11 protein-coding genes are annotated in these 20,624 nt (G+C 66.8%); 7 read left to right on the forward strand and 4 right to left on the reverse strand.

Features of this window, described 5'->3' with window-relative positions; translation table 11 throughout:
- Window positions 1-52 precede the first annotated feature (52 nt).
- A complete protein-coding gene (locus AA0Z93_RS12990) occupies window positions 53-688 on the forward strand; it encodes a TetR family transcriptional regulator (protein ID WP_413048566.1) in 636 nt (211 codons plus the stop codon).
- A 55-nt stretch (window positions 689-743) separates the two neighbouring features.
- Here the strand turns inward: AA0Z93_RS12990 and AA0Z93_RS12995 are convergent, their stop codons facing one another.
- On the reverse strand, window positions 744-2,195 hold the full coding sequence (locus tag AA0Z93_RS12995) for an MDR family MFS transporter (RefSeq protein WP_413048565.1): 1,452 nt from the start codon (window positions 2,193-2,195) through the stop codon (window positions 744-746).
- A gap of 465 nt (window positions 2,196-2,660) precedes the next feature.
- Between AA0Z93_RS12995 and AA0Z93_RS13000 the strand changes: the two genes are divergently transcribed.
- Window positions 2,661-3,530 carry an isocitrate lyase/PEP mutase family protein gene (locus tag AA0Z93_RS13000; RefSeq protein WP_413048564.1) on the forward strand — a complete coding sequence of 290 codons (870 nt, stop codon included), beginning with the start codon at window positions 2,661-2,663 and terminating at the stop codon, window positions 3,528-3,530.
- A 404-nt stretch (window positions 3,531-3,934) separates the two neighbouring features.
- Here the strand turns inward: AA0Z93_RS13000 and AA0Z93_RS13005 are convergent, their stop codons facing one another.
- The gene (locus tag AA0Z93_RS13005; RefSeq protein WP_413048563.1) at window positions 3,935-5,770 is read right to left on the reverse strand and encodes an acetylglucosamine transferase; all 1,836 of its coding nucleotides are present in this window, start codon (window positions 5,768-5,770) and stop codon (window positions 3,935-3,937) included.
- A gap of 96 nt (window positions 5,771-5,866) precedes the next feature.
- Entirely contained in the window at window positions 5,867-11,584 is a 5,718-nt protein-coding gene (locus AA0Z93_RS13010; RefSeq protein ID WP_413048562.1) for a hypothetical protein, read from the reverse strand.
- Between the two features lie 401 nt (window positions 11,585-11,985).
- Here AA0Z93_RS13010 and AA0Z93_RS13015 point away from each other — a divergent pair, with 401 nt between their 5' ends.
- The 3 genes from AA0Z93_RS13015 to tadA all read left to right on the forward strand — a co-directional run bounded on the left by AA0Z93_RS13015 (window position 11,986) and on the right by tadA (window position 14,561).
- Window positions 11,986-12,588 carry a class I SAM-dependent methyltransferase gene (locus tag AA0Z93_RS13015; protein WP_413048561.1) on the forward strand — a complete coding sequence of 201 codons (603 nt, stop codon included), beginning with the start codon at window positions 11,986-11,988 and terminating at the stop codon, window positions 12,586-12,588.
- 111 nt (window positions 12,589-12,699) lie between these two features.
- Window positions 12,700-14,082, forward strand: a complete 1,383-nt coding sequence (locus AA0Z93_RS13020) for a multicopper oxidase family protein (RefSeq protein WP_413048560.1) — start codon at window positions 12,700-12,702, stop codon at window positions 14,080-14,082.
- Window positions 14,082-14,561 carry a tRNA adenosine(34) deaminase TadA gene (tadA, locus tag AA0Z93_RS13025; RefSeq protein WP_413048559.1) on the forward strand — a complete coding sequence of 160 codons (480 nt, stop codon included), beginning with the start codon at window positions 14,082-14,084 and terminating at the stop codon, window positions 14,559-14,561. Before AA0Z93_RS13020 ends, tadA begins: the two co-directional genes overlap by 1 nt.
- A gap of 96 nt (window positions 14,562-14,657) precedes the next feature.
- On the opposite strand, the gene mltF is transcribed toward tadA, so the two are convergent.
- A complete protein-coding gene (mltF, locus tag AA0Z93_RS13030; protein ID WP_413049012.1) occupies window positions 14,658-16,115 on the reverse strand; it encodes a membrane-bound lytic murein transglycosylase MltF in 1,458 nt (485 codons plus the stop codon).
- 234 nt (window positions 16,116-16,349) lie between these two features.
- Between mltF and purL the strand changes: the two genes are divergently transcribed.
- Both purL and AA0Z93_RS13040 read left to right on the forward strand, forming a co-directional pair.
- Entirely contained in the window at window positions 16,350-20,249 is a 3,900-nt protein-coding gene (gene purL, locus AA0Z93_RS13035; protein WP_413048558.1) for a phosphoribosylformylglycinamidine synthase, read from the forward strand.
- Between the two features lie 3 nt (window positions 20,250-20,252).
- Window positions 20,253-20,564, forward strand: coding sequence for an NGG1p interacting factor NIF3 (locus AA0Z93_RS13040; RefSeq protein ID WP_413048557.1), 312 nt, complete (start codon window positions 20,253-20,255; stop codon window positions 20,562-20,564).
- Window positions 20,565-20,624: the final 60 nt, after the last annotated feature.

Here is a 20,624-nt window from a genome sequence, read left to right on the forward strand (position 1 = left end):
CAGATCCCGCGCCGTCGTTTCGGCGCGGAGCCTGATTGAGGTATGTGCTGCCATGGTCCGTCGTACCAAAGAAGAAGCCCAGGAAACCCGCGCCCAGATCATCGACGCCGCGGAAAAAGCCTTTTACCGCCGGGGCGTCGCACGCACCACCTTGGCCGACATCGCTCAGCTGGCCGGCGTCACCCGCGGTGCCATCTACTGGCACTTCAACAACAAGGCCGAGTTGGTGCAGGCACTGCTCGACATGCTGCACGAAACCCACGACCACCTGGCCCGCGCCAGCGAGAGCGAGGACGAACTCGACCCACTCGGCTGCATGCGCGAGCTGTTGCTGCAAGTGTGCCGTGAGCTGGTGCTGGATGCGCGCACCCGGCGTATCAATGAGATTCTGCATTACAAGTGCGAGTTCACCGACGACATGTGCGAGATTCGCCAGCAGCGCCAGCATGCCGTGCTGGACTGCCACCGAGGCATCGTGATCGCCATGGGCAACGCCGTGCGCCGTGGACAGCTGCCGGCTGATCTGGACCCCGAGCTCGCAACCGTAGCACTGTTCGCCTACATCGATGGCCTGCTCGGCAGTTGGCTGTTGCTCCCCGAACGCTTCGATCTGCTCGGCGATGCGGAGAAATGGGTGGATGCTGGATTGGATATGCTGCGCTTGAGCCCGGCCCTACGCAAACGGTGATTTGTGAAGGTTTGTTAGGGCAGCGTTTCCCAGGGGCGAGCGGGCCGCCTTTCTCTCAATGACCGCGCAGTTGCCGATCTGGCAGCGCCACCGCCGCCGCCAGGGCTAACAGTGCCACCGCCGCACTGCCCAGCAGGACCTGACGAAATACCTCGAGCAGCTGCTGTTGCGCCTGCGCGTCCACCGGGCTGCCGCTCAGGCTCCCCAGCAGCGGATCGTCCTGCAACGCGATGCCGCCTCGCTGCAGGAGTGCCAACAGTAGCGTGGAGACGATCGCGACCCCCATTGCGCCCCCCAACGAACGGAACAGATTGGTGGTGCTGGTCGCCACGCCGATGTCCTGCCTGGCCACGGCGCTCTGCGTACCGACCAGCGAGGTCGGGAATTGCAAACCGCCGGCTACACCCGCCAGCAACATGAACAGCGCGCTCGGCCAGGTCGACTGCGGCGCGCTGAACGCCATCCCCAGGATCGCCAATGGCATCAGCAAGGCGCCTGCGAGAATCTGCGGCTTGTAACGCCCGGTGCGCGTGGTCAGGCGCCCGCCGGTGAAGGCACCGAGCGGTAAGCCCATGGCCAGCGGCAGCAGGTGCAGGGCAGCGCTGTCGGCACTGGCGCCCGTGATCGCCTGGTAGCGCAATGGCATGAGCATGGTCAGGGAAATCGACTGGAAGCTGGCGAAGAAGATCGCGCACCAGCACAGCACCGCCACTCGGTTGCGCAACAGCCCCAGCGGCAGCAGCGGCTCGGGGAAGCGCCGTTCGTGGACCAGCAGCAACGACAGCCCGACCCCGGCCCCTGCGAACAACCCCACTACCGGCAGCGAACGCCAATCCTGACCGTGACCGACCAGACTGATGGCCAACAGCAAACTGCCAAGGCCGAGGACCATCAGCAACGCCCCCAGGTAGTCGACCTGCGCCTGGCGCCGCGTGACCGGCAAGCCGGCCATCGCACGGTGCAGTGCCCACAGCGCCACCAGCCCCAACGGCAGGTTGATCCAGAACACCCAGTGCCATGACAGGTAGGCCGTCAACCAACCGCCAAGCACCGGCCCGGCGACACTGGCCAAGGCGTACATGCTGCTGAAATAGCCCTGATAGCGCCCGCGCTCGCGGGGCGGCACGTAATCGCCGATGATCGCCTGGCTGACCGAGACCATACCGCCTGCACCCACCCCTTGCAGCACCCGCGCCAGTACCAGTTGCTCCATGTTCTGCGCCAGTGCGCAGGCGACCGACGCCAGGGTGAACACAGCGGTCCCGGTCAGAATCATCCGTCGTCGGCCATACAGGTCGCCGAGCTTGCCGTAGATGGGGACGGCCACGGTCATGGCCACCAGATAACCCGAGATCACCCAGGCGAGCAGGCCGACGTCGTTGAAATCGGTGGAGATGGCCGGTAACGACACCGCCACGATGGTCTGGTCCAGCGCACCCAGGAAAATGGCCAGCATCAGCGCCGTGAGCACGGTGCGCAGTGCGGAGTCGGGAAGGGCAGTGGTCACGGTTCACCTTCGCATGCGGATTGGGTTCTGTCTGAAATGCGGGTGCTTGCCCGCACCGGGCTCAAAACCGGCGGGCTCGCCAGCAGCTCGGCCTGGCTTGGTCCCAGAACCTCTCAGGCAGAACTTGGAAAACAAGAGTTACAAAGCTTGGCGACAACGGAGTGTATCCCGAGTTACATAGCTATCTATGTAAAACATGCATCCCCTATGCACGATCGGCATACCAGCTTTCATTCTGGTATACCTGGCCGCGTGCTATCGTGGCAGCGCCCAACAGGCGGAATACATGGCTTTGCACCACCTTGGTGCAGCACATTGCCGCAGTATTTCTCGACATAGCATCCCACGCTTTCTATTCCCTGCTTGCATGCGACGCATGGAGTGCTTCCCATGGCAATGATTGGAACAGGTCGGCAAGGCCGGCTCTGGGAGCCAGTTAATATTTGACGTACTAGCGGAGTGACCATGCCCAAGGCTTCCCACCACGATCTGCGTTTGGCGTTTCGCCAGTTGCTCGCTGCGAACGCGTGCTACCACACCGCTTCGGTCTTCGACCCCATGTCCGCGCGCATCGCTGCCGACCTCGGCTTCGAAGTCGGTATTCTCGGCGGCTCGGTCGCCTCGTTGCAGGTGTTGGCCGCCCCGGATTTCGCCCTGATCACCCTCAGCGAGTTCGTCGAGCAGGCCACGCGCATCGGCCGCGTCGCACAACTGCCGTTCCTCGCCGATGCCGACCACGGCTACGGCAACGCACTGAACGTCATGCGCACGGTAGTCGAGCTGGAGCGTGCCGGGGTCAGCGCGCTGACCATCGAAGACACGTTGCTGCCTGCGCAGTTCGGACGCAAGTCGACCGACCTGATCTCGGTCGAGGAGGGTGCCGGCAAGGTCCGCGCCGCCATCGAGGCCCGGGTGGACTCGGCCATGGCGGTGATCGCCCGCACCAATGCCGGCGTGCTCAGCACCGAGGAAGTCATCCATCGCACGCAGAGCTACCAGAAAGCCGGCGCCGACGGCATCTGCATGGTCGGCATCAAGGACTTCGCCCACCTCGAGCAGATTTCCCGACACCTGAACGTGCCACTGATGCTGGTCAGCTACGGCAACCCGAACCTGCGCGACGACCAGCGCCTGGCCGAGCTCGGCGTGCGCATCGTGGTCGACGGCCATGCCGCTTATTTCGCCGCGATCAAGGCGACGTACGACTGCCTGCGCTTGCAGCGCGGCCAGCAGAACAAGTCAGAAAACCTCAGCGCCACCGAGCTGTCGCACACCTACACCCAACCGGAGGACTACATCCGCTGGGCCAAGGAATACATGAACGTCGAAGAGTGAAGTGGGTAGGCACGCCGTTGCCCGCCATGGCCGGCAACGCCGCAGTAGTGCAGCAGCGGCCGGTTCGACGCCTCGATAAGCCGCAATTGCCCGCAATGCCGCGGTGACTGTAGGAGCGGCCGGCGCACCGGTTCAGTCGCGATGGCCGGCCACGGCGGCCCCATTCAGCCACTGCGATCTGACAAGAGTACTGTATCGCGGCAATTGGGCCGGCGATGCCGGCCATCGCGGCTCAAGCCGCTCCTACAGGAGTGGACTGCCCCCCAATTGTTGGACACCCGTCCACCTTTGGGGCGCAGCTCAGGGTGAAAACCCTGGCTTCGGATGGGTTTTCCGGGAGCGCAGTGCACTGACCGATGGGAGCACCGCAGCGGCAACGCCAACTGGAGCTCATTGCGCAGGCCTCAAGGTGTGGCCAGCGCCACCTGCATCAACGCCGCCTCGAAGTCCCGCACGAAGCGCGGCGTATCGAACAGCACCGACGTCTCCCGCCCCGACCGCAAGCGCTCGCGCAAGGCCGTCAGCCGGCTCGGCTGGTTGGCCAGTTCCACCGCACGGTCTTCGTACGCCTGCAACGAATCGCAGATCAGTTCGGGCAACTCCAGCGCCGTCAACAGGCTCCCGGCCATGCGCGAAGCGAAGGTGCGTCCGGAGCGGGTCAGCACCGGCAGGCCCATCCACAACGCGTCGTTGGCCGTGGTGCCGGCATTGAAAGGGTAGGTGTCGAGGAACAGATCGGCGGCCGCGTAGCGCGCCAGGTACTGCGCCGGTGCCACGCGCGGGGCGAACAGCAGGCGTTGCGGGTCGACGCCGCGGTCGGCGGCGCGGGCGCACAGGTTGGCCTGGGCCCAGAGGTTGTCGGCCAGCAGCCACAGGACACTGTCCGGGCTGCGCTGGAGAATGCGCAGCCAGCAGTCGAACATCGCCTCGTTGAACTTGTAATTGTTGTTGAACGAGCAGAACACGAAGCGATCTTCCGGCAGCCCGCACTCGGCACGGCTGGGCAGGTCGCCTACCGGGCGCTGGCGGTCGCTGCACTGGTAGATCTGCGCCAGGTACAACGGCGTTTCGCTGTAGAAAGGCTGTTCGCCGTCGGGAATCAGGTAACGGTCGGCGATCACGTAGTCGATGCCGGGCAGGCCCGTGGTGCCGGGAAAGCCCAGGTAGGTGATCTGCACCGGTGCCGGGCGCCAGGCGGGAATGTCCGGGCGGGCGCCAGCGGTCAGGCCGTGCAGGTCGATGAGCACGTCGATTTCGTGCTCGCGGATGCAGCGCGCGGCGGCAGCGTCGTCCAGCGCGTCGATGCGCACGAAACGGTCCATCGCCCGCTTGACCCGCTCACGCAGCGGCGAGCCGTCCTCGCGGCTCCAGCAGAAACCGTAGACCTCGAACTGCGCGCGGTCGATCAGCTCGAACAGCTCCACGGTCAGCAGCGACACGGCATGCAGGCAGAAGTCCGAAGACAGGAAACCGATGCGCAGCCTGCCGTGGCCGTAACCACCGCTAGGTGCCAAAGCCGTGCCCGGCGCATTCACCCGGTCGCGCACGAAACGCATGGCCGCCGCCAGCTGCAAGCCCGGATCGTCGCTGGCCGCCAGCAACGCCAGGGGTGACGAAGCCTTGAGCAGATCGCCCTGGCTGATGCCGACGGGCGGCGCATAGGTCGGCCACACGCACTGCTTCTGACGCAGGTGCAGCCAATGCTGGATCACCTTGGGTTGCCGAGGATCGGCGGCAAGGCTAGCCCCCAGCGCCCGTTCGGCCGCCTGCAACTGCCGGGTTTCTTCGCTCAGGCGGCCGATGGCGTTGCAGGTCATCAGGTACAGCTCGCGGCTTTCGCCGGCGTCGACCAACTGCTCGTCGAGCATCGATTGCCAGGTGGTCAGGGCCCGCTGTGGCTGCTGCTGACGCTCCTGCAAGGCGCCGAGGTTGAACCAGGCCTGGGCGAAGCGGGCGTTCTGCGCGATGGCCGCCCGGTACGCCTGTTCGGCGGCGTCCAGTTGACCCAACAGGGTCAGGGTCGCGCCGAGGTTGAATTGGACGATGTAGTCGACCGCCGACTGGCAGTGTTGCAGCCAGTGTCGGTACAGCGCGGCCACATCGTGCGGACGTTGCGCTGCATTGAGCCGCTCGGCGATGTCGAGCAGCTGCATCGGTTCCAGGGCCACGCGTTCAATCGCGTGCAGGCTGGTGGCCAGCAGGCCGTCGAGATCGAGTGGCTGAGAGGGATCGGTAGGCATGAACGCCACTGTCTCCGAATAAGAACAGCTCCGTACAAAAAAATACCGAGCTCTTTCGAGCCCGGTATCGGGTCAGTCAAGGTTTACCACCGACGATCAGTGAATCCAAGTCTGCACGTCGGTCGCCACCAGCAATTGCACGTCACCGTCGTTGAACACGTTGTAGCTCGCGCCGTTCACCTCGGTGGTGCCCGCCGCCTGCCACTGGCCGGCATCGCCGGTGACGTTGAGGGTGTCGTTGGCGTTGCCGTCGACGATCATCTGCACCGGTGCTGCGGCGCCGTTGCCGGCATCCACTTGTCCGGCCTGGCCAAGGGCTGCCACTGCGGCCGCATCCACGGTCAGGGTGGTGGCCTGGCCGCCGTCGGCCGCAAGGTCGAGGTGGCCCAGAGCATGGGCACCCACCGCTTGCGGGTCGAGCTGGGTCAGGTCGATCGACTGCGCCCCGTTGCCGTCGGTACGGAACCATACGTCAGCAATGGTGTGGCTCTGACCGTCGCTGGTCTCGAAGCTGCCGTTCAGGCCGATCAGGTTGCCGTGGTTGAGCTCGGCGGTCTTGTGCGCATCCAGGTTGAACTGGGTGATGCCCAGGTCGTGCAGGCTGTGCAGTTCGCCAGCATCGGTGACCCCGTCGTTGTTGCGATCGACCCACACTTGCAGCGCCGAGAACAGCGTGTCGCTGGCGTTGACCACGCCATCATGGTTGCTGTCCAGGCTGGTCAGCGCTTCGAAACCGTCCTTGGCCAGCGAGCCGTCGGGCAGGCGGAAGGACGAACCGAAGAGTTCGCTGCCGTCGTTGACCTGGCCGTCGCCATTGCGGTCGAGCACCAGCAGGCCATCACCGCCGCTGGCCCAGCCGGTGGTTTCCTTGTGCCCGTCGGCGTTGAGGTCGAACTGCACCCCGGCGCGCAGGTGCTGGGTTTGCACGCCGTCACCGTTGAGGTCGAGCACCAGCGGCGTGGACAGCGCCAGGGCATCGATCTGCGTGGCGCTCATCGCTTGCAACTGCGCCGAGGTGAAGGCATCGACCTGATTCATCGACAGGTGCGACAACTGCGCGGTGGTCATGGCCGCGGCCTGGGCCGTGGTCAATGCCGCCACTTGCGCAGTGGTCAGCGCCGCCATGTCGGCGGTTTCGATGGCGGCGATCTGCGTAGTGGTCAAGGCTGCGACGTCGGCGGTTTCCAACGCGCTGATCTGAGTCGGCTTGAGCGCGACGATCTGGGCGGTGGTCAGCGCTGCGACTTGCGCGGTGGTCAGGGCGACGATCTGCGGCGCGGTGAGCGCGGCGATGTCGGCGGTTTCCATGGCCGCCACTTGCGTGGTGGTCAGGGCCGCGATCTGCCCGGCCTTGAGCGCCGCGACCTGCGCGGTGCCGAGGGCCACCACCTGGGCGGTGGTCAAGGCGGCGGTCTGTGCGGTGGTCAGGCTGGCGATGCTGGTGAGCGACAGGGCAGCCACGTCAGCGGTTTCCAACGCGGCCACTTGCGTGGTGGTCAGGGCGGCCGCCTGCGCGGTGGTCAGCGCCGCAACCTGGGCGGTGCTCAACGCGACGACCTGGGCGGTGGTGAGGGCGGCCACGTCGGCCGTCTCCAGCGCGGCGATCTGGACCGCTTTCAGCGCGCCGATCTGCGCGGTGGTCAAGGCCGCGACCTGCGCGGTGGTCAGCGCAGCCAGCTGCACATTGCTCAGCGCGGCCAGGTCGGCATTTTCCAGGGCCGCCACTTGCGTGGTGGTCATGGCGGCGACCTGGGTGACTTTCAACGCGCTGACCTGGGCCGTGGTCAAGGCCACCACTTGCGCCGTGGTCAGGGCCGCGAGGTCGGCGTTTTCCAGTGCGCTGACCTGTGCGGGTTTGAGCGCAGCCACCTGGGCTGTGGTCAGCGCCGCCACTTGCGCGGTGGTCAGGGCGACGATGCCGGCCGTGGTCAGCGCTGCGACATCGGCGGTTTCCATGGCCGCCACTTGCGTGGTGGTCAGTGCCGCGACCTGGGCCGGCTTGAGCGCGGCGACCTGGGCGGTGGTCAGGGCCACCACCTGGGCGGTGGTCAAGGCGGCGGTCTGCGCCGTGGTCAGGGCTGCGATGCTGTTGGCCGGCAGTGCGGCCAGGTCGGCCGTTTCGATGGCCGCCACTTGCGCGGTGGTCAGTGCCGCCACTTGCGCCGTGGTTAAGGCGCTCATCTGCGCAGTGGTCAGGGCGACGACCTGGGCCGTGGTCAGCGAAGCGACGTCGACGGTCTGCATCGCAGCGATCTGCGTCGGCTTGAGCGCGGCGACCTGGGCGGTGGTCAAGGCCGCGACCTGTGCGGTGGTCAGCGCCACGATGCCGGCCGTGGTCAACGCGCCGAGGTCGGCGGTTTCCAGGGCGGCCACTTGCGTGGTGGTCAGGGCGGCCACTTGAGCGGTGGTCAGGGCGGCGACCTGGCCGGTGCCCAGTGCCACCACTTGCGCAGTGGTCAGGGCGGCGACATCGGCCGTGGTCAAGGCGCCCACCTGGGTGGCGGTGAGCGCGGCGACCTGGGCCGTGGTCAGGGCGGCTGCTTGAGCGGTGGTCAAGGCGGCGACACCGGCAGTGGTCAAAGCCGCCAGATCGCCCGGCTGCATGGCCGCCACCTGGGTGGTGGTCAAAGCCGTGACCTGCGCGGGTTTGAGCGCAGCCACCTGTGCGGTGGTCAGCGCCACGACCTGCGCCGTGGTCAACGCGGCGGCCTGTGCGGTGCTCAGGGCAGCGATGCTGCCCGCGCTCAGCGCGGCGACGTCAGCGGTTTCCAGTGCGGCCACTTGCGTGGTGGTCAATGCCGCGACCTGGGTCGTGGTGAGCCCAGCCACCTGGGCGGTGGTCAGGGCCACCACCTGGGCGGTGGTCAGCGCAGCCACGTCGGCGGTCCCCAACGCCACGAGCTGGGTCGGCTTCAACGCCGCCACTTGCGCGGTGGTCAGTGCGGCCGTTTGCGCAGTGGTCAGCGCCGCGACTTGCGCGGTGGTCAGCGCGGCGACATCGACGGTTTCCAGCGCCGCGATCTGGGTGGTGGTGAGCGCGGCGACCTGCGTCGGTTTGAGGGCCGCCACCTGCGCCGTGGTCAGCGCCACGACTTGCGCGGTGGTCAGCGCGGCCACATCGGCGGTTTCCAGCACGGCGACCTGGGTCGGCTTGAGCGCGGCCACCTGCGCGGTGGTGAGGGCCGCGACCTGGGCGGTGGTCAGGGCGACGATGCCGGTAGTGGACAGCGACGCCACATCGACGGTTTGCAGCGCGGCGACCTGGGTGGTGGTCAGGGCGGCGACCTGGGTCGGTTTAAGTGCGGCCACCTGGGCGGTGGTCAGCGCCACCACCTGATCGGTGGTCAATGCGGCGGTCTGCGCCGTGGTCAGCGCCCCGACGCTGGCGACGGTGAGGGCGGCGATGTCGGCGGTTTCCATGGCCGCCACTTGCGCGGTGCTGAGGGCGGCGACTTGCGCGGTGGTCAGGGCCGCGACCTGGGCGGTGGTCAGCGCCACCACCTGGGCCGTGGTCAATGCCGCGACGTCGACGGTCTGCAAGGCAGCGACCTGGGCCGGTTTCAGCGCCGCGATCTGGGCGGTGGTGAGTGCGGCGACCTGCGCGGTGGTCAGGGCCACGACACTGGCCGCACTCAGCGCGGCGATGTCGGCGGTGACCATGGCTGCGACTTGCGTGGTGGTCAGCGCGGCCACTTGGGCAGTGGTCAGCGCCGCGACCTGTGCTGTGGTCAGGGCCGCCACTTGTGCGGTGGTCAGGGCGGCGACGTCGGCAGTTTCCATGGCCGCGACCTGGGTCGGCTTGAGCGCGGCGACCTGGGCGGTGGTCAGTGCGGCGACCTGTGCGGTGGTCAGGGCCACGACGCCGGCGTTGCTCAGCGACGCCACGTCGGCGGGCTGCAGGGCGGCGACCTGGGTGGTGGTCAAAGCGGCGACCTGGGTCGCCTTCAGGCCGGCCACCTGGGCGGTGGTCAGGGCCACGACCTGGGCGGTGGTGAGGGCGGCGGTTTGCGCGGTGGTCAGCGCGGCCACGCTGTTGACCGGCAAGGCGGCGATGTCGGCCGTTTCCAGTGCGGCCACCTGAGTGGTGGTCAGCGCTGCCACTTGGGCGGTGGTCAGGGCAGCGACCTGGCCGGTGCTCAAGGCCACGATCTGCGCGGTGGTCAACGCGGCGACGTCGGCGGTTTCCAGTGCGGCGACCTGGGTCGCCTTCAAGGCGACCACTTGGGCGGTGGTCAGTGCTGCGACTTGGGCGGTGGTCAGGGCGACCACGCCAGCGGTGGTCAGCGACGCCACGTCCGCAGTTTGCAGGGCGGCCACTTGGGTAGTGGTCAAGGCGGCGACCTGGGCGGGCTTGAGCGCGGCGATCTGGGCAGTGGTCAGGGCCACGACCTGATCGGTGGTCAGCGCGGCGGTCTGCGCCGTGGTCAGGGCTGCGATGCTGGTGGCCGGCAAGGCGGCCAGGTCGGCGGTTTCCAGGGCGGCGACCTGCGCAGTGGTCAGCGCCGCCACTTGCGCGGTGGTGAAGGCGCTCATCTGCGCAGTGGTCAAAGCGACGACCTGGGCGGTGGTCAGCGCCGCTACGTCGACGGTCTGCATCGCAGCGATCTGCGTCGGCTTGAGCGCGGCGACCTGGGCCGTAGTGAGGGCGGCGACCTGCGCCGTAGTCAAGGCCACGACACTGGCGTTGGTCAGCGCGGCGACATCGGCGGTGCCCAGGGCGGCCACTTGCGCGGTGGTCAAAGCAGCCACTTGCGCGGTGGTCAGGGTCGCGACCTGCGCGGTGGTCAGGGCGACCACCTGGGCCGTGGTCAATGCGGCGAGGTCGGCGGTTTCCATGGCTGCGACCTGGGCCGGTTTCAGCGCCGCGACTTGCGCGGTGGTCAGCGCCGCCACTTGCGCGGTGGTCAGGGCGACGATGCCGGCGGTGGTCAACGCGGCCAGGTCGCCAGGTTCCAAGGCCGCCACCTGCGTAGTGGTCAGGGCCGCGACCTGCGCGGGTTTGAGTGCGGCGACCTGGGCCGTGGTCAAGGCCACTACCTGCGCAGTGGTCAGGGCGGCGGTCTGTGCGGTGGTCAGCGCCGCGATGCTCGCGGCGGGCAGGGCGGCGACGTCGGCCGCTTCCATGGCCGCCACTTGCGTGGTGGTCAGGGCCGCGACCTGCGCGGGTTTGAGCGCGGCCACCTGGGCAGTGGTCAGAGCCACCACCTGAGCAGTGGTCAAGGCGGCGACGTCGGCGGTTTCCAGCGCCGCCACCTGGGCGACCTTGAGTGCGGCGACCTGGGCCGTGGTCAGGGCAGCCACCTGGGCGGTGGTCAGGGCCACGACACCGGCGGTGGTCAGCGCACCGAGATCGGCGGTTTCCAGCGCCGCCACTTGCGTGGTGGTCAGGGCGGCCACTTGCGTGGTCTTCAGTGCGGCCACTTGCGCGGTGGTCAGGGCCACCACTTGCGCGGTGGTCAGTGCGGCGGTCTGCGCGGTGGTCAGGCTGGCCAGCAGCGTGGCGGGCAGGGCGGCGACGTCGGCGGTTTCCAGGGCCGCGACCTGCGTGGTGGTCAGGGCGGTGACCTGAGTGGCCTTGAGCGCACTCACCTGGGCGGTGGTCAAGGCCACGATCTGAGCCGTGGTCAGGGCCGGCAACTGGCTGGTGGACAGCACGGCGATGTTGGGTTTGCTGATGACGGCGATCTGCGCGGTGGTCATCTGGGCCAGCTGAGCGGTGCTCAGCGCCGCGACGTCCTGGGTTGCCAGCCCGGCGATCGTGGTCGTACTCAAGGCAGCGACTTGCGCTGGAGTCAACGAAGAGATGTAGCTCATGAACGCATCCTGTCTAGGGTTTTAGTGCGCTGCCAGCGTTGTCGCCGTAGCCTTGGGCAGGACATTTGGTGGCCTCCCAGTCGTTTAGCGACGTGGCCTTGAGAAACATTAAGAATCTTTTTTGATGGCACTTTGCTGTTTGCTGCTTTTTGGTTATAAAAAGCAAGCTATCTATAGGCTGAGCTTGTAACGGCGCGGCTTGGCTTCGGGGTGGGTGCCGGCCCTCGAGCGCGCCGTTTCCAAGCCTTTCGGATGAGTGGTAGGGAACGATTCTGCGGTGTTCTGCCCTGGCTTGACCGCCTGGGCTCGGCGCACTAGTGTGCGCGGAACGCGGCCCCGTCGAGGCATGCTCGTGCGACCGCGCTCATCCTCTCCCTGTCATCCCGCGCGAGTAGCCGATTGTGAAAACCTTCCTGCATGTAGGTTGCGGTCCCAAGAACAAGAGCGGCACCACGCCGGGCTTTGCCTCCGCCGATTGGCACGAGCTGCGCTTCGACATCGACCAGAGCGTCAACCCGGACTTGATCGGCACCATGACCGACATGTCGCAGGTCGCCGACGCGTCGGTCGATGCAGTGTTCTCCAGCCACAACATCGAGCACCTGTACCCCCACGAAGTCCCGGTGGCCCTGGCCGAGTTCAAGCGTGTGCTCAAACCGGGCGGCTTTCTGGTGGTCACCTGCCCGGACTTGCAGTCGGTGTGCGCGCTGATCGCCGAAGACAAGCTGACCGACGAGGCCTACCGTTCCCCGGCCGGCCCCATCGCGCCCATCGACATCCTCTACGGCCACCGTCCGGCCATGGCCAACGGCAATCTGTACATGGCCCACCGCTGCGGTTTCACCAAGCGCGTACTGACCGGCTCGCTGCAGGCAGCCGGTTTCGACATGGTGCTGCCGATCCAGCGCGGGTACCCGGCGTTCGACCTGTGGGCCGTGGCGGCGCTGGCGCCGATCACCCAGGAAGCGGTGGTGGAGATCGCCAAGCAGCACTTCCCTGAATGACTACCTGAAACAGGCTTCACTTAATCTTTCGCAAATGCAGGTGTATCGTATTCGCCCTTGAGCGCCGGCCATGCCGGCAGACTGACTGCGTTTTACGAGGTGCCTGCTGCAATGTCCTTCACCCGTCGACAGATTCTTACGGGCCTCGCCGGTCTGGCAGTGGTGGGCCTGGGCGCCGGAGGGGCGACACGCTACTGGCTGGGCCGGGTCGAAGACGAGAACGCCGGGCACGATTACCAACTGATCGCAGCGCCCCTGGACGTGGAGCTGGTGCCAGGGCACACCACCGAAGCCTGGGCCTTCGGCCCTTCGGCGCCCGGCACCGAGTTGCGGGTGCGCCAGGGCACCTGGCTGCGCGTGCGCTTCATCAACCACCTGCCGGTCGAAACCACCATCCATTGGCACGGTATCCGCCTGCCGCTGGAAATGGACGGCGTGCCCTATGTGTCGCAGTTGCCGGTCAAGCCGGGCGAGTACTTCGACTACAGATTCCGCGTGCCGGATGCCGGTAGCTACTGGTACCACCCCCACGTCAGCAGCTCGGAAGAACTCGGCCGCGGCCTAGTCGGGCCGCTGATCGTCGAAGAGCGCGAGCCTACCGGCTTCCTGCACGAGCGCACGCTGAGCCTGAAAACCTGGCACGTCGACGAGCAGGGCGCGTTCATGCCCTTCAGCGTGCCGCGCGAAGCGGCACGTAACGGCACCGCCGGGCGCCTGATCACCATCAACGGCAAGGCCGATGCGGTCAGCGAGCTGCCGGCCGGGCAGGTGGTGCGTGTGCGTCTGCTGAACCTGGACAACACCTGGACCTACCGCATCAACCTCAAGGGCAACTGCGAAGCGCGCATCTATGCCCTCGACGGCAACCCCATCACCCCGCGCCCACTGGACGACGACTACTGGCTCGGCCCGGGCATGCGCATCTGCCTGGCCATCCGTATTCCCGAGGCGGGCGAAGAGATTTCCCTGCGCGACGGCTTCGTGCGCCTGGGCACCCTGCGTTCGGTCGCAAGCAGCCAAGCGCCCAGCGACTGGCCGCCGGCGCTGCCGCCCAACCCCATCGCCGAACCGGACCTGGCCAACGCGGAAAAGCTCAACTTCAACTTCGAATGGGCCGGCAAAGTGTCGGTAGGCGTGGAAGACGGCCGCCCGCCCAGCCTGTGGCAGATCAACGGCCAGGCCTGGGACATCACCGACAAGACCTGCGCCGACCGCCCCATCGCCACCTTGCAGAAGGGCAAGAGCTACATCTTCGAACTGAAGAACATGACCCAGTACCAGCACCCTATCCATTTGCACGGCATGAGTTTCAAGGTGATCAATTCCAACCGCCACGACATCCGCGAGCCGTGGTTCACCGACACCTACCTGCTGGGCAAGAACGAGCGCGCGCAGGTGGCGCTGGTCGCGGATAACCCCGGCACCTGGATGTTCCACTGCCACGTCATCGACCACATGGAAACCGGCCTGATGGCGGCGATCGCGGTGGTCTGATGCGTAACCGGATCATCGATCGCAGCCGCGATCAGGACTTCATGCGCCAGGCGCTGGACCTCGCCGCACAAGGCGCGGCCCTTGGCGAAGTGCCGGTGGGCGCGGTGCTGGTGCGGGACGGCGAGGTCGTCGGCGCCGGCTTCAACCGGCCGATCCTCGACAGCGACCCCAGCGCCCACGCCGAGATGGTCGCCATCCGCGCCGCCGCGCAGGCGGCCGGCAACTATCGGCTGCCGGGCAGCACCCTGTACGTCACCCTCGAGCCCTGCAGCATGTGCGCCGGTTTGATCGTGCACGCGCGCATCGCACGGGTAGTGTTCGGCGCCAGCGAGCCGAAAGCCGGGGTGGTGCAGAGCCAGGGGCGTTTCTTCGACCAGCTGTTTCTCAACCACCGGGTGCTGGTCGAAGGCGGGGTGTTGGGCGAAGAGTGCGGGCAGGCGTTGAGCGCCTTCTTCAAGGCGCGCAGAGCCAAGGATTGAGGCGTCGCACAGGCGATGTGGGCATCGCGCCAGAGCCATCGGTAGTCGAGCCAAGCTGGGCCAAGCGAGGCCTTTTTCCTGCCAGCGCACGCGACCTCAGCGTTGGCTGGGCTGCTCCGCCGGCTTGTCCTTGTTGATCCCCGGCTGGTGCAGGTTGGCATCGGCCGGCTGGCCTTCGAGCTGCGGTTGCGTCACCCAGGTCAGGATGTCGTAGTAGCGGCGGATGTTGGCCACGAAATGCACCGGTTCTCCGCCGCGGGCGTAGCCGTAGCGGGTCTTGCTGTACCACTGCTTCTGCGCCAGGCGCGGCAGCATCTTCTTCACGTCCAGCCATTTGTTCGGGTTCAGGCCTTCGCGCTTGGCCAGGGTGCGGGCGTCTTCCAGGTGGCCGCTGCCGACGTTGTAGCCGGCCAGGGCGAACCAGGTGCGGTCCGGTTCCTTGATGCTGTCGTCGAGCTGGTCCTTGACCAGCATGAAGTACTTGGCGCCGCCCATGATGCTCTGGCGCGGGTCGAGGCGGTTGGACACGCCCATGGCCTGGGCGGTGCGCTGGGTCAGCATCATCAGCCCGCGCACACCGGTCTTGGAAGTGACCTCCGGCTGCCACATCGATTCCTGGTAGCCGATGGCGGCCAGCAGACGCCAGTCGACCTGTTCGGTCTTGGCAGTGGCCTTGAACTGCTTTTCGTATTTGGGCAGGCGTTGCTGCAAGTGCTGGGCGAAGGTATAGGCGCCGACGTAGCCGAGCACGTCGACGTGGCCGTAGTAGCGTTCCTTCAAGCGTTGCAGGGTGCCGTTCTTTTCGGCTTCGTCGAGGAAGGCGTTGGCCTTGTCGAGCAGGCTGGTGTCTGCGCCGGCGGCCACGGCCCAACGCTGGTCGCGCGCTTCGCCCAGGTCGAAGGCCACGCGCACGTTGGAGAAGTACACCTGGTTCATGGCCAGTTCGTTGGAGTCGACCAGGGTCAGATCGATCTGGCCTTCGTCGACCATGCGCAGCAGGTCGACCACCTCGACGGCGTCGGATTCTTCGTATTCCAAGGCCGGGTACTGCTTTTTCAACTCGGCCAACTGCTCGGCGTGGCTGCTGCCCTTGAGCACCATGATCTTCTTGCCCACCAGGCCGCTGGGCTGGGTCGGGCGCGGGCGGCCGTTGCGGTAGATCACCTGGGGGGTGACTTCCAGGTAAGGGTGGGAGAACTGCGCCTGGGTCTTGCGCTGCGCGCTGCTGACCAGGCCTGCGGCGGCCAGGACCGGGCCGGAAGGCTGGCCCAGTTGGGTGAAGAGGTCGTCGAGGTTGTCGGCGGCCTCGATCTTCAGCTCCACCCCTAGCTCGTCGGCGAAACGCTTGACCAGCTCGTATTCGAAGCCGGTTTCGCCGTTGCGGTCCTGGAAATAGGTGGCTGGGCTGTTGCGGGTGACGACGCGCAGCACGCCGTCTTCCTTGACGCGCTCGAGTGTGCTGGGTTTTTCAACACAGGCAGCGAGCATCAGGAAGAGTCCGGTTGCGATGAGCCATTTGGCACAGCGCTGGCGCAAAGCAGTGTGGGCGAACATGGGGTGCAGTATACGCAAAGGGCCGGTTCCGCCATATCTCGACAACGCCGATGTTGTCTGATAGCGCCGCATGCGGCCCGGCAGCGCCCGTGCCATGGCGTCCCGAACGTGGGGCGAGTGCCCATGGCCTGCGACCGGACAGCGCTTTCTGCCCTGTGGCGGGTGCCGATTTCCCCTCACTTAGGCTAGAATGCCCGGCCTCCAAGCACACCCCTTCTTGAGGCTGTCCCGACGATGTTGATCCTGCGCGGCGCTCCTGCCCTTTCTGCCTTTCGCCACGGTAAGTTACTCGAGCAACTGAGCCAGAAAGTTCCCGCTGTTACCGGTTTGTATGCCGAATTCGCCCACTTTGCCGATGTCGACGGCGAGTTGAGCGCCGACCAGCAGCAGGTGCTGGGCCGCCTGCTCAAATACGGACCGAGCGTCGCGGTACAGGCGCCCGAAGGCCGTCTGTTCCTGGTGGTGCCACGCCTGGGCACCATTTCGCCCTGGGCCAGCAAGGCCAGCGACATCGCCCACAACTGCGGCCTGCAGAGCATCCAGCGTCTGGAACGGGGCATCGCCTACTACGTCGCCGGCGACCTGAGCGAGGCCCAGGCCCAACAGGTCGCGGCCGAGCTGCACGACCGCATGACCCAGCGCGTGCTGGCCCGTCTGGAAGACGCCGCCGACCTGTTCAACCACGCCCAACCGCGGCCGATGACCTCGGTGGACGTGCTCGGCGGTGGCCGCGCGGCCCTGGCGCAAGCCAACGTCGACCTGGGCCTGGCCCTGGCGGACGACGAGATCGACTACCTGGTCAACGCCTTCCAGAACCTGGAGCGCAACCCCAACGACATCGAACTGATGATGTTCGCCCAGGCCAACTCCGAGCACTGCCGGCACAAGATCTTCAACGCCACCTGGGACATCGACGGTCAGGCCCAGGAAAAAAGCCTGTTCGGCATGATCAAGAACACCTACCAGATGCACAGCGAAGGCGTGCTGTCGGCCTACAAGGACAACGCCTCGGTCATCGTCGGCAACGTCGCCGGGCGCTTCTTCCCCAACCCGGACAGCCGCGAATACGGCGCGGTGCAGGAACCTGTGCACATCCTCATGAAGGTCGAGACGCACAACCACCCGACCGCCATCGCGCCGTTCTCCGGCGCCTCCACCGGCTCCGGCGGCGAAATCCGCGACGAAGGCGCCACCGGTCGCGGGGCCAAGCCCAAGGCCGGCCTGACCGGCTTCACCGTGTCCAACCTGCGCATCCCGGGCTTCGCCCAGCCTTGGGAACAGGCCTACGGCAAGCCCGAGCGCATCGTCGACGCCCTCGACATCATGATCCAGGGCCCGCTCGGCGGCGCGGCGTTCAACAACGAGTTCGGCCGTCCGGCCCTGACCGGCTACTTCCGTACCTTCGAGCAGTCCATCGCCACCCCCCACGGCAGTGAGGTGCGCGGCTATCACAAGCCGATCATGCTCGCCGGCGGCATGGGCAACATCCGTGAAGACCACGTGCAGAAGGCCGAGATCACCGTCGGCGCCAAGCTGATCGTGCTCGGTGGCCCGGCCATGCTCATCGGCCTGGGCGGCGGCGCCGCCTCGTCGGTGGCCACCGGTGCCAGTTCGGCCGACCTCGACTTCGCCTCGGTCCAGCGCGAAAACCCGGAAATGGAACGCCGCTGCCAGGAGGTCATCGACCGCTGCTGGCAGTTGGGCGAGCACAACCCCATCGCCTTCATCCATGACGTCGGCGCCGGCGGCATCTCCAACGCCTTGCCGGAGCTGGTCAACGACGGCGGCCGCGGCGGGCGCTTCGAACTGCGCGACGTGCCCAACGACGAACCGGGCATGGCCCCGCACGAAATCTGGAGCAACGAGTCCCAGGAGCGTTACGTGCTGGCCGTCAGCGCCGTCGATTTCGAGCGCTTCCAGGCCATCTGCGAACGCGAGCGCTGCCCGTTCGCGGTGGTCGGCGAGGCGACCGCCGAGCCGCACCTGACCGTCACCGACCGCCACTTCGCCAACACCCCGGTGGACATGCCGCTCGACGTGCTGCTGGGCAAACCGCCGCGCATGCACCGTTCGGCCACCCGCGAAGCGGAACTGGGCGATGCCTTCGACCCGGCCGCCCTGGAATTGGAAGACGCCCTGCAGCGCGTGCTGCATCACCCGGCCGTGGCCAGCAAGAGCTTCCTGATCACCATCGGCGACCGCACCATCACCGGCCTGGTCGCCCGCGACCAGATGGTCGGCCCGTGGCAGGTGCCGGTCGCCGACTGCGCCGTCACCGCCACCAGCTTCGACGTCTACACCGGCGAAGCCATGGCGATGGGCGAACGCACACCGCTGGCGCTGCTCGACGCCCCGGCATCCGGGCGCATGGCCATCGGCGAAACTCTGACCAACCTGGCCGCCGCGCCCATCGCCAAGCTGTCCGACATCAAACTGTCGGCCAACTGGATGTCCGCCGCCGGCCACCCCGGCGAAGACGCGCGCCTGTACGACACGGTCAAGGCCGTGGGCATGGAGTTGTGCCCGGCGTTGGGCATCACCATCCCGGTCGGCAAGGACTCCATGTCCATGAAGACCCAGTGGAACGAGGCCGGCGTCGACAAGAGCGTGACCTCGCCGCTGTCGCTGATCATCACCGGTTTCGCCCCGGTCACCGACGTGCGCAAGACCCTGACTCCAGAGCTGCGCATGGACAAGGGCGAAACCGACCTGATCCTGATCGACCTGGGCCGCGGGCAGAACCGCATGGGCGCCTCGATCCTGGCACAGACCCACGGCAAGCTGGCCGACAAGGCCCCCGACGTCGACAACGCCGAAGACCTCAAGGCCTTCTTCGCGGTGATCCAGGGCCTCAACGCCGACGGCCACCTGCTGGCCTACCACGACCGCTCCGACGGTGGCCTGATGACCACCGTGCTGGAAATGGCCTTCGCCGGCCATTGTGGCGTGAACCTCGACCTCAAGACCCTCACCGGCGATGCGGACAAAGCCTGCGCCGTGCTCTTCAACGAAGAGCTGGGTGCGGTGATCCAGGTGCGTCGCGATTCCACCCCCGTGGTGCTGAGCCAATTCAGCGCGGCGGGCCTGGGCGAGAATTGCGCTGCGGTCATCGGCCAGCCGATCAACAACAACGACATCCACGTGCGCCTGGGCGATGAGGTGCTTTACAGCGGCAAGCGCTCCACCCTGCAGCGCGAGTGGGCCGAAACCAGCTACCGCATCCAGCGCCTGCGCGACAACGCCGAATGCGCCGACCAGGAATTCGACGCGCTGCTCGAAGAAGACAATCCCGGCCTGTCGGTCAAGCTGGGCTTCGACGTCAACGACGACATCGCCGCACCCTACATCAAGAAAGGCATTCGTCCGCAAGTGGCGATCCTGCGCGAGCAGGGCGTCAACGGTCAGGTGGAGATGGCTGCGGCCTTCGACCGCGCCGGTTTCGCCGCCATCGACGTGCACATGAGCGATATCCTCGCCGGTCGCGTCGATTTCGAAGCCTTCAAGGGCCTGGTCGCCTGCGGTGGCTTCTCCTACGGCGACGTGCTGGGCGCCGGTGAGGGTTGGGCCAAGTCGGCGCTGTTCAACAGCCGTGCGCGGGATGCCTTCCAAGCCTTCTTCGCCCGCAGCGACAGCTTCGCCCTGGGTGTGTGCAACGGTTGCCAGATGATGTCCAACCTGCACGAGCTGATCCCGGGCACCGAGCACTGGCCGCATTTCGTGCGCAACCGTTCGGAACAGTTCGAGGCCCGTGTGGCCATGGTCGAGGTGCAGAAGTCCAACTCGATCTTCCTTGAGGGCATGGCCGGTTCGCGCATGCCGATCGCCATCGCCCACGGTGAAGGCCATGCCGAGTTCGCCAACGAGCGGGCCCTGCAACAGGCCGATGCCTCGGGTTGCGTGGCGCTGCGCTTCGTCGACAACCATGGCAAGGTCACCGAAACCTACCCGGCCAACCCCAACGGCTCGCCGCGCGGGATCACCGGCCTGACCAGCCTCGACGGCCGTGTGACCATCATGATGCCGCACCCCGAGCGGGTCTTCCGCGCGGTGCAGAACTCCTGGCGCCCGGACGACTGGCAGGAAGACGCGGCCCTCATGCGCATGTTCCGCAATGCGCGGGTTTGGGTGGACTAAGGGGTGTACAAGCTGGCCTTCTTCGTGCCCGACAGCCACGTCGAAGCGGTCAAGGCCGCCGTGTTCGCCGCTGGTGGCGGGCACATCGGCAGCTATGACCACTGCGCCTGGCAGACCCTGGGCCACGGCCAGTTCCGCCCGCTGGACGGCAGCCAGCCGTTCGCCGGGCGTCAGGGCCAGGTCGAACGGGCGGAGGAGTGGAAGGTCGAGCTGGTGGTGGACGATGCGCTGATCGTTCCGGTGGTCGACGCGTTGAAAGCCCACCACCCGTACGAAACGCCCGCTTACGAAGTCTGGCGTCTGCTGGACATCTGAAAGGCCTCGCCCGGTTGCGTCCTGCGCCGGGCGGTGTCTGTTGCTTCTTGCTCGATTGTG

It is taken from the genome of Pseudomonas phoenicis (genome assembly GCF_047302395.1).
In the GTDB taxonomy this organism is placed as follows: domain Bacteria; phylum Pseudomonadota; class Gammaproteobacteria; order Pseudomonadales; family Pseudomonadaceae; genus Aquipseudomonas.